At 65.4% G+C, this 13,920-nt stretch carries 10 protein-coding genes; 3 read left to right on the top strand and 7 right to left on the bottom strand.

Going from position 1 to position 13,920, the window contains the following annotated elements; translation table 11 throughout:
• Positions 1-32: 32 nt before the first annotated feature.
• Positions 33-365, bottom strand: coding sequence for an ATP-dependent Clp protease adapter ClpS (gene clpS / locus V5F78_RS05910; protein WP_394069092.1), 333 nt, complete (start codon positions 363-365; stop codon positions 33-35).
• A gap of 300 nt (positions 366-665) precedes the next feature.
• On the opposite strand from clpS, the gene V5F78_RS05905 reads away from it, so the two are divergent.
• Positions 666-1,559, top strand: a complete 894-nt coding sequence (locus V5F78_RS05905) for a hypothetical protein (protein WP_394069091.1) — start codon at positions 666-668, stop codon at positions 1,557-1,559.
• A 329-nt stretch (positions 1,560-1,888) separates the two neighbouring features.
• Here the strand turns inward: V5F78_RS05905 and uvrB are convergent, their stop codons facing one another.
• The 6 genes from uvrB to V5F78_RS05875 form a co-directional block, all read right to left on the bottom strand.
• The gene (gene uvrB / locus V5F78_RS05900) at positions 1,889-4,591 is read right to left on the bottom strand and encodes an excinuclease ABC subunit UvrB (protein WP_394069090.1); all 2,703 of its coding nucleotides are present in this window, start codon (positions 4,589-4,591) and stop codon (positions 1,889-1,891) included.
• A gap of 51 nt (positions 4,592-4,642) precedes the next feature.
• Positions 4,643-5,080 (bottom strand): lysozyme inhibitor LprI family protein, encoded by a 438-nt coding sequence (locus V5F78_RS05895; RefSeq protein ID WP_394069088.1) that lies wholly within the window; start codon positions 5,078-5,080, stop codon positions 4,643-4,645.
• 137 nt (positions 5,081-5,217) lie between these two features.
• Positions 5,218-5,853: a DUF2799 domain-containing protein gene (locus V5F78_RS05890; RefSeq protein WP_394069087.1), complete on the bottom strand. Its 636-nt coding sequence runs from the start codon at positions 5,851-5,853 to the stop codon at positions 5,218-5,220.
• A gap of 65 nt (positions 5,854-5,918) precedes the next feature.
• On the bottom strand, positions 5,919-7,298 hold the full coding sequence (locus V5F78_RS05885; RefSeq protein WP_394069085.1) for a glutamate--tRNA ligase: 1,380 nt from the start codon (positions 7,296-7,298) through the stop codon (positions 5,919-5,921).
• Positions 7,299-7,444: 146 nt separating this feature from the next.
• A complete protein-coding gene (locus V5F78_RS05880; RefSeq protein ID WP_394069083.1) occupies positions 7,445-8,389 on the bottom strand; it encodes an SH3 domain-containing protein in 945 nt (314 codons plus the stop codon).
• 122 nt (positions 8,390-8,511) lie between these two features.
• Positions 8,512-9,927: a short-chain fatty acyl-CoA regulator family protein gene (locus V5F78_RS05875; RefSeq protein WP_394069081.1), complete on the bottom strand. Its 1,416-nt coding sequence runs from the start codon at positions 9,925-9,927 to the stop codon at positions 8,512-8,514.
• Positions 9,928-10,138: 211 nt separating this feature from the next.
• Between V5F78_RS05875 and V5F78_RS05870 the strand changes: the two genes are divergently transcribed.
• Together V5F78_RS05870 and V5F78_RS05865 are read left to right on the top strand one after the other, a co-directional pair.
• A complete protein-coding gene (locus V5F78_RS05870; protein WP_394069079.1) occupies positions 10,139-11,671 on the top strand; it encodes an acyl-CoA carboxylase subunit beta in 1,533 nt (510 codons plus the stop codon).
• Positions 11,672-11,817: 146 nt separating this feature from the next.
• Positions 11,818-13,845, top strand: a complete 2,028-nt coding sequence (locus V5F78_RS05865) for an acetyl-CoA carboxylase biotin carboxylase subunit (protein WP_394069077.1) — start codon at positions 11,818-11,820, stop codon at positions 13,843-13,845.
• Positions 13,846-13,920: the final 75 nt, after the last annotated feature.

The following is a 13,920-nucleotide window of genomic DNA, read 5'->3' as shown; positions in this document are numbered from 1 at the left end:
CTGCCGCTGCGCGCGTGTCCCCTCGCCGGGCTTCAGTCCTCGGGCTCGGTGGTGAACATCAGGGGATAGCCCTTGGCGCGGGCCGCCTCCGAGGCGCGGGCGGACTTGGTTTCCGCCACATCGCGCGGAAACACCGCCACCACGCAGGCGCCGCGCCGGTGGGCGGTGAGCATGACGCCGAGCGCCTGGGGCTCGTTCATGCCGAACTCGGCTTTCAGCAGCATCACGACGAATTCGCGCGGCGTGTAATCGTCGTTGAGCAGGATCACCTTATGCAGGCGCGGCCGCGCGAGCTTGGGGCGCGTCTCATCCTTCGGCCGTTCGATGGTCGAGGGTTTGTCGGCGGCGCTGACGATCTGGCTCATGGTGCGGCCCGCATCTGCTGGAGGTCCCGGCCCATGGGCGGGGCTTTTACCGCAGGGGCGGGGGTGGGGCAAGGGGTGGGATTGAGCGAGTCTAGAAATTTTATTCTATGAACCAATGAAATAGCTAGATACCACTAAAGGGCGACACCAAAAACGACCGTCAAAATTATGTCTAGACGACCAATGAAACCTATATTTAGAGCAGAAAAAATGACCCCTTAAAAAAAATTTCAGTCAATTAAATAAATCGACGTTCAAAATAAAACAATTTCATACGCGCTAATTTAGATTGATAAACACATGTCCATCGTAATTGCAAGAAAATTTGGAGAAAGAATAGTCATTGCTAGCGATACCATGATTTCAGATACAGACGTTACTCAAACAAATAAACTTCCTGGAAGAATAAAATCAGTTGTGATAGATTTACGCATATCAATTTGCTACGCAGGGCCAGCAAATCAGTCTATTGATGAAATCAGAAAATGTAAGCAAAAATGGGATAAAAACAAATCAATTACGGAATTATATGAGGCTTTAAAGATTTCAAGTCATGTTCATAAATCAGATTACATCATAATATCACACATTGACGGAGTACAAATTCGAAAAATCACTAATGGAACCATATCAAACGATGTTGAAAATGCATATATTGGCGACTCTCATATAGTTAAAATGATTTTTGATGTAGAAAAAAATATGTATAAAGATCAAAATTATGATTTTTCAGGATTTGTTACTTCAGACGAAGAGTGTTTTAGAAATTCATTCCTTGAGCTTTTTAGAAAAAATGGAACTCTGATAAACAGAGCGGTGGGCGGTATCGCGATATTTCTCCTTGGATCACCCTATGGCCATACATACGATTCCTACGCGACTATGCAAGCCTGGGACATTGTTTACTTTAACAAACCCATATCGGACCAGCAAATGGCTGATAGAGCGAGCGGACTAACACAATGGAGTGTCAATGTTCAATCAACAACACTGAGAGGAGCGGCTGTCGTAAGCGCGATAATCACAACCGCCGGAATTGGTTACATTTACAGCCCATTAGAAAGTGACGAGGCGATAAAAATTATTCTACCAATTGCGGATGCTAAGAATCCGAGCACTATCTTACGCTTAGTTCAAAATGAAGCGAATGCTCGTGCTGCCCGCCTTGGCGGTATAAGCGTTGATCCAATTTAGTACCCTATCACTTCCTCTGATCTCCCTTCTGATCCCTTCGTCGCCGGATCGGGGCGGGGGCCTGGCTTATCGTCGCGACAGAGAGGGTTCTGCCCGGTCGCTCCCCGGACCCAGGTCGTCCAGCGAGGGCTTCGCCACGCGCAAGCCGCCAATTTCACCTCTCCCCCACGGGGAGAGGTCGGCCGCGCAGCGGACGGGTGAGGGGTTGGGCCTTTCACGACTTCAAGGGTCGCCGAACCGACGGCGTGCCCCCTCTCCCCAGCCCTCTCCCCGTCGGGGAGAGGGAGAAGGCCGTTGTGGCGAGCCTCCAGCCCTTCACCGGCCGCCCCTCACTTCCTTCTCCCACCCTTCCGATACCCCTTCGTCCCCGGATCGGGACGCGGCCCCGGCTTGTAGTCGAGGGCCGACAGGGGCTCGGCCCGGTCGCTCCCCGGCCCCATGTCGTCGAGCGTCGGCTTCGCCACGCGGGAGGAGGCGCGCGGGGCGTAGAGGGGGAGTTCGTCGGGGGTGCGGTCGCGCTCGGTCGGGGCCGGCTTCACCCGGCCCACGGGCGCCTCCACGGACGGCGCCCCCGTCGGCGGCACAGCCGGCGCGTGGCCGCTGCCGGTGTCGGATTTCGCCCGCCCCGTGATCTTGCGCCCGCCCCGGCCGGACGAACCCGCAGACGCGCCGGCAGAAGAACCCGCTGCCTTGGGCGGCTGGTTGGCGGCGCGGCCGTATTTGCGCTCGCCCCGGAAGCCGCCGGTCTTGTCGTCCACCGCCTCCTGCCGCGCCATGGGATCGTCGGAGACCGCAAGCTCGGTCGCCTGCAGGCGCTTGATCTCGTCGCGCAAACGGGCGGCGGTCTCGAAGTCGAGGTCGGCGGCGGCGGCGCGCATGCGCTTTTCCAGATCCGCCATCACCGCCTTGAGATTATGGCCGAAGGCCGCCCCCTCCTCCGCCATGCCGGCATCCACCTGCACATGGTCGCGCTCATAGACCGAGTTGAGGATATCGCCGATGGCCTTCTTCACGCTCTCCGGCGTGATGCCGTGCGCGGTGTTGTACGCCACCTGCTTTTCGCGACGGCGGGTGGTCTCCGCCATGGCGCGCTGCATGGAACCGGTTTCGTGATCGGCATAGAGGATGACGCGCCCGTCCACATTGCGGGCGGCGCGGCCGATGGTCTGCACCAGGGAGGTTTCCGAGCGCAGGAACCCTTCCTTGTCGGCGTCGAGAATGGCGACAAGTCCGCACTCGGGAATGTCCAGGCCCTCGCGCAGCAGGTTGATGCCGATCAGCACGTCGAACGCGCCGAGCCGCAGGTCGCGGATGATCTCGATGCGCTCGATGGTGTCGATGTCCGAATGCATGTAGCGCACGCGGATGCCGTTCTCGTGCAGATATTCGGTGAGGTCCTCGGCCATGCGCTTGGTGAGCACGGTGACGAGCGTGCGATAGCCCTTCGCCGCCACCGCCCGCACTTCGCCGAGCAGATCATCCACCTGGGTGCGCGCGGGGCGGATCTCCACCGGAGGGTCGATCAACCCCGTGGGGCGGATGACCTGCTCCACGAACACGCCGCCGGTGCGGTCCATCTCCCACGGCCCGGGGGTGGCGGAGACATGCACCGTCTGCGGCCGCATGGCCTCCCATTCCTCGAACCGCAGCGGCCGGTTGTCCATGCAGCTCGGCAGGCGGAAGCCGTATTCCGCCAGCGTCGCCTTGCGGCGAAAGTCGCCGCGATACATGGCGCCGATCTGCGGAATGGTGACGTGGCTCTCGTCGATGAAGACGAGCGCATTGTCCGGCACATATTCGAACAGGGTCGGCGGCGGCTCGCCGGGCTTGCGGCCGGTGAGCCAGCGGGAATAATTCTCGATGCCCGCGCAGGCGCCGGTCGCCTCCATCATCTCCAGATCGTAGCGGGTGCGCTGCTCCAGCCGCTGCGCCTCCAGCAGGCGGCCCATCTTGTAGAGTTCGTCGAGCCGGGTCTTCAGCTCGGCCTTGATGCCGGCGATCGCCTGGATCAGCGTCGGGCGCGGGGTGACGTAATGGGAGGAGGCATAGACCTTGATCGACTTCATGTCGCCGGTCTTGTGGCCGGTGAGCGGGTCGAACTCGGCGATGCTCTCCACCTCATCGCCGAACAGCGAGACCCGCCAGGCACGATCCTCATAATGGGCGGGGAAAATCTCGATATTGTCGCCGCGCACCCGGAAGGTGCCGCGCGCGAAATCGGACTGGATCCGCTTGTATTGCAGGGCGACGAGATCGGCGATCAGCTGGCGCTGGTTGATGCGCTCCCCCACCTCCAGCTTGAAGGTCATGGAGGAATAGGTCTCCACCGAGCCGATACCATAAATGCAGGAGACCGAAGCGACGATGATCACGTCGTCCCGCTCCAGCAGCGCGCGGGTGGCCGAATGGCGCATGCGGTCGATCTGTTCGTTCACCGAGGATTCCTTCTCGATGTACGTATCGGTGCGCGGCACATAGGCCTCGGGCTGGTAATAATCGTAATAGGAAACGAAATATTCCACCGAATTGTCGGGGAAGAAACTCTTGAACTCGCCGTAGAGCTGCGCCGCGAGCGTCTTGTTCGGCGCCAGGATGATGGCGGGGCGCTGAAGTTCCTCGATCACCTTGGCCATGGTGAAGGTCTTGCCGGAACCCGTCACCCCGAGCAGCACCTGGTCGCGCTCGTGCGCGCGCGCCTGGGCCACCAGTTCGGCGATGGCCGCCGGCTGGTCGCCGGCCGGCTCGAATTCGCTCTTGATCACGAGCGGAACGCCGCCCTCGCTCTTGTCCGGGCGGGGCGGGCGATGGGGGGTCCAGGTCTGGCCGGTGACCTCGCGGCGCCCCTCCTCGATCAGCCGCGAGAGCGCCGCCACGGTCGCCGAGGCGCCGGCGGATTCGAAATCGCCGCTCATGTCTCCCGGTGCGAGGCCGAGCGACTTCGCAACTTCAGGATCAAGGGGTTGGGAGGGCGCAGGCTCGAAATGACGCTGCGAGCGCTCACCAAGTTTGCCGGGTCGGGATGCTTTGGCCATGGCGCCAATATGGGGTGCATCGGCGCCGGAGAAAAGGTGGCGTGCGGCCGATCAGGGCCGCCCCGCCTGCTCCAGTTCCTGCGCCCTTTGCTGGGTCAGTACGCGCCGGCATTCGGCGCCCTCCACGCGGGCGATGGTGCCCTCGCCATTGACGTAGAAGGCGCAGTCCGCATCGCGGAAGGTGGTCCAGGCCTTCTGCGCCGCCTTCAGGCGTTCCTGCTGCGGGGCGGTCTGCTGGGCGGAAAGCGCCTTGAGGGCGGTCTCCAGGCGGGCCTCCCAGCCCTCGGTGAGCTTGGTGATGCAGCGCACGATCTCGGGCGTGGTGTCCTGGTCGCAGCTTTTGTATTCGCCGGAATACCAGGCATTGGGCTCCGCCGCGCGCGCCGGGCTCGCCACCGCCGCCGCCAGCATCAGGCCGGCGAGCAGCGCCATGGGGCGCCGGGCGCCGGCTTGAGGGGACCCACACACCGCTCCACGAGCTTCACCCATCCGCGCCTCCCGGTTTCACATCCTGCGCCGCGCACCTTGCCCCGCCGCGCGAGTCGCGCGCCGGGTGCGCCAACGATGCCCATGCGGCGCGCAAAATCAACGTCCCCTTCCGGTACGCGGACCGTGCGGGCATCGGTTCAGCCGGGCGGCAGGCCGCCCGGACCGCTGGCGCGGAACTGGCTCATCACGCTCGCTTCCAGGATATTATAACGGTTGCGCGCGTCCGAGAGGTTCCAGCGCTCGCGGTCGAGGTCGTTGCGGAGGCTGTTGCGGGTGCGCTGCTGGTTCTGCTTCGTGAAGTAGCACGCGGAATCGTTCACGCACGGCTTGGAGAGATCGTCCTCGGCGCGGCGCAACTGGTTTTCCAGGTCCAGCACCCGCGATTCATAGCGCCGCACATTCTGCTGCGCGTCCCACAATTTGCGGCCGACCATATAGCCGGACGAGAAGGCGGCCGCCGTGGCCGGCGGGCAGACGCCGGCATAATCATCGCCGGCGCGCCCATGGGCAAAGCCCGAGGCCGGCGTGCAATAAGAGGCCAGGCCCACCTCGCGCCCCGCCATATAGGCCGGCACGTTCGGCGCGACGCCATAGCTGCTGCAGGCCTTGGCATGCTCCTGCAGGCGGCTTTCCGGCGCGCCGTTGAAGCCGTCGGCCTGGCCGATCTCCTGCCAATTGCCGCCCTGGCATTCTTCCTTGGACAAGGTGGCGCAGCCGTTCAGGGCCAGCGCCACCGGAAAAACCATCAGCAGCGCCAGTTGCTTCGCCCGCATCACACCCCGCCCCGTAAACGCCGCGGCCTTAAGCTGCGGTATGGTCGTAGGTTAATTGCCGCGGCTCACGGGTTTATGACACCGAGCCGCGCCAGAACGCGGGCGCGGCCCAGCAAAGGCAGGAGCGCCGCGAGTTCCGGGCCGGTCTCCTGCCCGGTCAGGGCGAGGCGCAGCGGACGGAACAGCGCCTTGCCGCCGCGCCCGCTTGCGGCCTTCACGGCGGCGATCCAGGGGCCATAGGTGCCAGCGTCCCAGGGCTCCGGCGGCAGGAGGGCGCCTGCGGCGGCGAGAAATTCGCGGTCTTCCTCGGCGATGATCCCGCTCCCGGCGTCCGAGCACACCTGCCACCAATGGGCGGCATCGGCGAAGCTTGAGAGATTGCCCCGCACCGCCAGCCAGAAATCTGCGCCGCCGGTGATGCCCGCCGCCACGAGCCGGCCCGCCACCGCCTCAAAAGGCAGATGATGCAGCGTGCGCGCGCTCAGCATGGCGAGGTCCGCCGGATCGAACCGGGCCGGGGCTCGGGAAATATGGGAGAGGTCCACCTTGGCGGCGAGCGCGTCCAGGCTCTCCACCGGCGCGAGCGCATCGGAGGTGCCGACCAGAACCGCAGCGGCGGCCACCGCCAGCGCTTCCTGCCCTTCTTCGCGCAGCGCCCGCAGCGAGAGATGCCCGAGCCGCTTGGAGAGGCCCTCGCCGCTCGGCAAGGTCAGCAGATTGTGGTGGGCGAAGCGCGGCGCGACCCCGCCGAGGGCCTCGAACAATTCAATCTGCACCGCCGTGTTGGTGACGTGGTCCTCGCCCCGCACCACGCAGGTCACGCTCATGTCGAGATCGTCCACCACCGAGGTGAACGTATAGAGATAGGTGCCGTCCGCCCGCACCAGCACGGGGTCGGACAGGGTGGCGGTGTCCACATGCTGCGGGCCGCGCACGCCGTCGTCCCAGGTGACCACGCGTCGCTCCAGCCGGAAGCGCCAATGGGGCACGCGCCCTTCCACTTCCAGCTTGGCCCGCTCTTGCGCCGTCAGAGCAAGGGCGGCGCGATCATACACCGGCGGCAGGCCGCGCGCGCGCTGGAGGCCGCGCTTGAGGTCCAGCTCGGCCTCGGTCTCATAGGCGGGATAGAGGCGGCCGGCGGCCTTCAGCGCCTCGGCGGCCGCATCATAAAGGGCGAGCCGGTCGGACTGGCGCGCCACGCGATCGGGCGCAATGCCCAGCCAGTCGAGATCCTCGGCGATGGCGTCGGCGAACTCCGCGCGCGAGCGGGCCGCGTCCGTATCGTCATAGCGCAGGATGAAGGTGCCGCCGCCGCGCCGCGCGAGCAGCGCGTTCAGCAAGGCGGTACGCGCATTGCCCACATGGATCAGGCCTGTGGGCGAAGGCGCGAAGCGCAGGACCGGCGCGGGTCCGAGGAAGTCCGAAGAGGAGGATGATGCCGACATGGCCAAGCCCATAGCGCGCGGCGCCGCGCGCGTCGATTCCTAGGATGGCGCGTCCGCGAGCGGACCGGAATCCGCAGCTCTGGGAATCGAGACGGGCGGGGCATCGCCCCACCCGTCGGATCACGCTTGACGCTGGCGCGTTCGGCTCATTGCGGCGGCGGGCACGGCGCGCCGGGTGCACAGCCGGCAGGCGCCCCGCGCGGCGGACGCTGCTGCTGCCCCGGAGGGGGACCGCCGGGCGCGCCCTGCGGCGGACGCCCGGGATTGGCGCCGGGAGGCGGCCCGCCGGGATTGCCATGGGGCGGGCGCCCTTGCTGGGGCTGCCCCGGAGGCGGTGCGCCAGGATTACCGTGCGGCGGACGGCCGGGATAGGCGCCCGGAGGGGGAGCGCCCGGATTGCCGTGCGGCGGGCGGCCGGGATACGCGCCCGGAGGGGGAGCGCCGGGATTGCCCAGCGGTGGGCGGCCGGGATAGGCGCCCGGAGGCGGGCCGCCCGGATTGCCGGGATAACCGCCCGGAGGCCGGCCGGGATAGGCACCGGGCGGATGATAGCCGGGCGCTCCGGGACCGCCGGGGTAGCCGGGCCGGCCGGGATAGCCGGGACCGCCGACCGGATAGCCGGGACGGCCGGGATGGTTCCACCAGCCGGGCGGGCGCGGGCCGGGGCCGGGCGGCGGCACGCCCCAGCCCGGGCGCGGGCGGGGATTATAATATTGCCAGCGATTGTACTGGTTCCACCACGGCGCGCCGCGATAATAGCGGCCCCAGTAATTGCCGAAATTGAACCCGACCACCGGAATACCGACCACCGGCGCATATTCCGGCACCAGCACCCGCTCGCCGCGATAGTCGAAGGCGAGATATTCCCCATAGACCCAGCCGCGATTGGGACCCCAGGCCACATCGCACCAGGATTGGTTGGACAGGCAGCCGAAAATCTCCACCGGTGCGCCTTCCGGCAGCACCGTGACGCGGGGATATTGGGTGTCGGGACCGGCGCGCATGTTGACGTCCGCCGTCGTGAAGCCGGGCGAGGCCTGCGCCGCCCCCGCCAGGCAGGCAAAGGCCACAGCCCAGCCCGCGATCCTCATTGCCCCAATCATCCGCATCCTCGTTTCATCCGGTGACGCCACCGGTAACGAGAGTCGTGATCTGTTTCCATGGCGTTTCCGGTACGTGACCGCGGCGGCATTGCGACACCGCGCGGGCTTAATCATGAGATGGCAAACGGCACCACGTCGCGGATGTGCGGATCAGTGTGGATTTCCCGGTCGAGCGGCGGAAACGCGCGCAGGTCGCAGTCGCGGCGCGGGCAGATGCGGCACGACACGCCGAGCCGCGCCACCGGCGCCGCCTTCAGGTCCAGCCCGTCCGCATAGACCATGTCGTCGGCGAACGAGACCTCGCAGCCGAGCCCGAGCGCATAGGCGCGGTGCGGCTGGCCGTGGCGCAAGCTCGGCGCTTGGATCGAGCGGGCAAGGCAAATGTAGCGCACGCCATCCGGCATTTCGCCGAGTTGCACCAAGGTGCGGCCCTGCGCCTCGAATGCCTCGTGCACGTTCCACACCGCGCAGGCGCCGCCGTGGCGGGCGAACTGGAAGCGCGTGGCGCTGTGGCGCTTGGTGATGTTGCCGGCGCGATCCACCTTGGCGAAATAGAACGGCACGCCCTTGGCGCCCGGCCGCTGGAGCGTGGAGAGGCGATGGCACACCTGCTCCAGGCTCGCGCCGGTTTCCAGCACCAGCCGGTCGAGATCGTGCCGGCGCGCGCGGGCGAGATCGAGAAAGCGGCCATAGGGCAGCACCAGGGCGCCGGCGAAATAATTATTGAGCGCGAGGCGGCAGATTTCCCCGGCCGTCTGGCTGCGGAACCCGGCGCCCGCCACCAAGCGATCCATCAACGGGCCATGCTCCAGCTGGGCGATTGTCACGCCGAGGCGGAACGCCCGGCTCGCGGGAGAGAGCACGCCGGACAGGGTGAGCAGGCGGTTGCGCGCGTCATAGCGCGACAGCGGCAGGGCAGGATCGGGCGCGCCCAGCTCGGTGCGCACGTTGAAGCGGTCGGCGAGATAGGAGATGAGCGCGGAAATGGGCTCGGCCCCGGCCAGCAGGCCGAGCCGCTCCGCACACCCTTCCGCCGCCCGGTCGAGGGCATCGACGTAATTGTCGATATAATGGAAATAGTCGCGCACCTCCTCATAGGGGATGAGCTTGGCCTCGTCGCCGATGCCGGCGGTGAGCATGTCGTCCATGGAGGCGCGCCATTCCGCCGTGCGGCGCAGGGCGGCATTGGTGCGCAGGAAGGCATGGGCGAAGGCGGGCGAGAGATTGGCCACCGCCTTCATGTCCTGCAGGCCGAGGTCGAGATCGCGGAACAAGGGGTCGGCGGCGGCCTCGCGCAGGTCCGCCACCAGGCGGTCCAGATCCTCGGCGCCGAACGAGGTGATATCGACGGAAAAGGTGCGCGAAATGGCGATCAGCACCGAGGCGGTGAGCGGGCGCTGGTTGCTCTCGATCTGGTTCACATAAGAGGGCGAGACGCCGAGCCGATGGGCCAGTTCGCTCTGCTTCAAGCCGAGCTTCTCGCGCAGGCGACGGACCGCATGGCCGGCGAAAACCTTTTGGCGCATGGTCGCCTCGAATTGCAAATTCTTTACACATTACAACATGATTTTTTTACATATTCAACTTTCTCACTGCATTTGCTAGCGCAGCAGCCATCGTGCCGCATTTCGCCCGGCGCAGGGGGATGTGAACCCTTTCCCTCGGGCGTTCGGCACCATTAGACTGGTTGCAAGAAACCGGGACGAGACTGGGCAATCCGGCAGGGGACTTGGGCGCATGAAGGAAATTCTGGAAGAGCTTGAGAGCCGGCGCGGCGTTGCACGCCTGGGTGGTGGCCAAAAGCGCATCGAGGCGCAGCACGCCCGCGGCAAGCTGACCGCCCGCGAGCGCATCGAGCTTCTGCTGGATCGCGGCTCGTTCGAGGAATTCGACACCTTCGTGCAGCATCGCTGCATCGACTTTGGCATGGAAACCCAGAAGATCCCCGGCGACGGCGTGGTCACCGGCTGGGGCACGGTGAACGGGCGCAAGGTGTTCGTGTTCGCCAAGGACTTCACCGTATTCGGCGGCTCTCTGTCTGAAGAGCATGCCCGCAAGATTACCAAGATCCAGGACATGGCGCTGAAGACCCGCGCGCCCATCATCGGCCTGTTCGATGCCGGCGGCGCGCGCATCCAGGAAGGCGTCGCGGCGCTCGGCGGCTATGGCGAGGTGTTCAAGCGCAATGTCACCGCCTCCGGCGTGATCCCGCAGATCTCGCTCATCATGGGCCCCTGCGCCGGCGGCGACGTCTATTCCCCCGCCATGACCGACTTCATCTTCATGGTGCGCGACACGAGCTACATGTTCGTCACCGGCCCGGACGTGGTGAAGACCGTCACCAACGAGACCGTGACCGCCGAGGAACTGGGCGGCGCCAAGGTGCACACCTCCAAGTCCTCGGTCGCCGACGGCGCCTATGAGAACGACGTGGAGATGCTGCTGCAGACCCGCCGCCTCATCGACTTCCTGCCCGCCAACAATGCAGCCGGCGTGCCGGAATGGCCTTCCTTCGACGATCCGCTGCGGATCGACGAGAGCCTCGATACGCTGATCCCGGACAATCCCAACAAGCCGTACGACATCAAGGAACTGATCCTGAAGACCGTCGACGAGGCGGACTTCTTCGAGATCCAGGCGGCCTATGCGAAGAACATCGTCACCGGCTTCGGCCGCATCGAGGGGCGCACGGTGGGCTTCGTCGCCAACCAGCCCATGGTGCTGGCCGGCGTGCTGGACGCCGATGCCTCCCGCAAGGCGGCGCGCTTCGTGCGCTTCTGCGATGCGTTCGAAATCCCCATCGTCACCTTCGTGGACGTGCCGGGATTCTTGCCGGGCACGGCGCAGGAATATGGCGGCCTCATCAAGCACGGCGCGAAATTGCTGTTCGCCTATTCCCAGGCGACCGTCCCGCTGGTCACGCTCATCACCCGCAAGGCGTTCGGCGGCGCCTATGACGTGATGGCCTCCAAGCATGTGGGCGGCGATGTCAATTATGCCTGGCCGACCGCGCAGATCGCGGTGATGGGCGCGAAGGGGGCGGTGGAGATCATCTTCCGCGCCGACATGGGCGACCCGGACAAGATCGCGGCCCAGACCAAGAATTACGAGCAGCGCTTCCTCTCGCCCTTCGTGGCGGCCGAGCGCGGCTATATCGACGAAGTCATCATGCCGCATTCGACCCGCCGGCGCATCGCCCGCGCGCTCGCCATGCTGCGCTCCAAGCAGGTGGAACAGCCCGCCCGCAAGCACGACAATCTCCCCCTTTAGCAGGGTTGTCATGCCCGGGCTTGTCCCGGGCATCCACGCGGCGCCGCAGGGGCGACGCTTCAGGGATGGCCGTGGATGGCCGGGACAAGCCCGGCCATGACGGCGCAAGAAATCGAGGGCGCCGAGCGCCGAGGGGATCGACCTAGATGTTCTCGAAAATCCTGATCGCAAACCGGGGTGAGATCGCCTGCCGCGTCATCAAGACGGCGCGCAAGATGGGCATCAAGACCGTGGCCGTCTATTCCGACGCCGACAAGGACGCCCTGCACGTCGAGATGGCGGACGAGGCGGTGCATATCGGCCCGCCCCAGGCCGCCCAATCCTATCTGGTGATCGAAAAGATCATCGACGCCTGCAAGCAGACGGGCGCGGAAGCCGTGCATCCCGGCTACGGCTTCCTCTCCGAGCGCGCCGCCTTCCCGCGCGCGCTGGCCGAGGCCGGCATCGTCTTCATCGGCCCCAATCCGCATGCGATCGACGCCATGGGCGACAAGATCGAATCCAAGAAGGCGGCAGCGGCGGCCAACGTCTCCACCGTGCCGGGCTATCTCGGCGTGCTGGAGGACGGCACCCAGGCCGCCAAGATCGCCGACGAGATCGGCTATCCGGTGATGATCAAGGCCTCCGCCGGCGGCGGCGGCAAGGGCATGCGCATCGCCTATTCCCGCGAGGAAGTGCAGGACGGCTTCGACCGCGCCAAGAGCGAGGCCAAGTCCTCGTTCGGCGACGACCGGGTGTTCGTGGAAAAATTCATCGTCGATCCGCGCCACATCGAGATCCAGGTGCTGGGCGACAAGCACGGCAACGTGGTCTATCTCGGCGAGCGCGAATGCTCGATCCAGCGCCGCAACCAGAAGGTCGTGGAGGAAGCCCCCTCCCCGCTGCTGGACGAGGAAACCCGCAGGAAGATGGGCGAGCAGGCGGTCGCGCTCGCCAAGGCGGTGGGCTACGACAGCGCCGGCACGGTGGAATTCGTCGCCGGCCAGGACAAGAGCTTCTACTTCCTGGAAATGAACACCCGCCTCCAGGTGGAGCATCCGGTCACCGAGCTGATCACCGGCATCGACCTCGTGGAGCAGATGATCCGCGTCGCCGCCGGCGAGCCCCTCACCTTCTCCCAAGCCGACGTGAAGCTGAACGGCTGGGCGGTGGAAAGCCGCATCTATGCGGAAGACCCCTACCGCTCCTTCCTGCCCTCCACCGGCCGCCTGGTGCGCTATCGCCCGCCGGCGGAAGGCGTGCACAATGGCATCACCCTGCGCAACGACACGGGCGTCTATGAAGGCGGGGAAATCTCGCTGTTCTACGATCCCATGATCGCCAAGCTCGTGACCCACGCGCCGACCCGGATGGAAGCCATCCTGGCCCAGGGCGATGCCCTGGACGCCTTCACCATCGACGGCATCGGCCACAACATCCCCTTCCTCTCCGCGCTCATGGCCCACGACCGCTGGAAGGAAGGGCGCCTTTCCACCGGCTTCATCGCCGAGGAATATCCCGACGGCTTCCACGCCCGCGCGCCCGAAGGCGAGACCGCCCATACGCTGTGCGCCGTCGCGGCGACCATCGACCATGTGCAGAACGCCCGCAAACGCCAGATTTCCGGCCAGATCACCGGCAAGCCGGTCACGTTCGACCGGCGCCGTGTGGTGCAGTTGGTGGGCGAAGGCGGCACGCAATTCCAATCCGCCGAGATCGACACCATCGAGGGCGGCTTCCATGTGGAATTGCTGACCTGGGGCGGGCAGGTGACCAACACCTACACCCTGATGACCGATTGGAAGCCGGGCGATCTGGTGTGGAACGGCACCATCTTCGATGACACGGTCAGCGTGCAGGTCCGCGCCATTCCCAATGGCGTTGCCCTCACCCATCGCGGCGTCGCGGTTCAGGCGCGGGTCTATACCGAGCGGGAAGCCGCCCTCGCTTTGCTGATGCCGGAAAAAGTGGCGGCGGGCGGCGGCAAGGAATTGCTCTGCCCCATGCCGGGCCTCGTGGTCTCCATCGCGGTGGTGCCGGGCCAGGACGTGAAGGCCGGCGAGGCGCTGGCCGTGGTCGAGGCCATGAAAATGGAAAACGTGCTGCGCGCCGAACGCGACGGCATCATCAAGGCAGTCCATGCCAAGCCGGGCGAGAGCCTGGCGGTGGACGCGGTGATCCTGGAATTCGCGTGATGAAGGGGCGGGCTGTCTTTTCCCCTTCTGCACCATCCCGGCGGTCGGCCGGGGACGGAAGGGACAGCTCCGCCT

Origin of the sequence: Roseixanthobacter glucoisosaccharinicivorans (assembly GCF_043195095.2) — a bacterium.
Lineage (GTDB): Bacteria > Pseudomonadota > Alphaproteobacteria > Rhizobiales > Xanthobacteraceae > NCEH01.
Note: the sequence above shows the minus strand (reverse complement) of the source record. Positions and strands in the feature narration are given on the sequence as shown.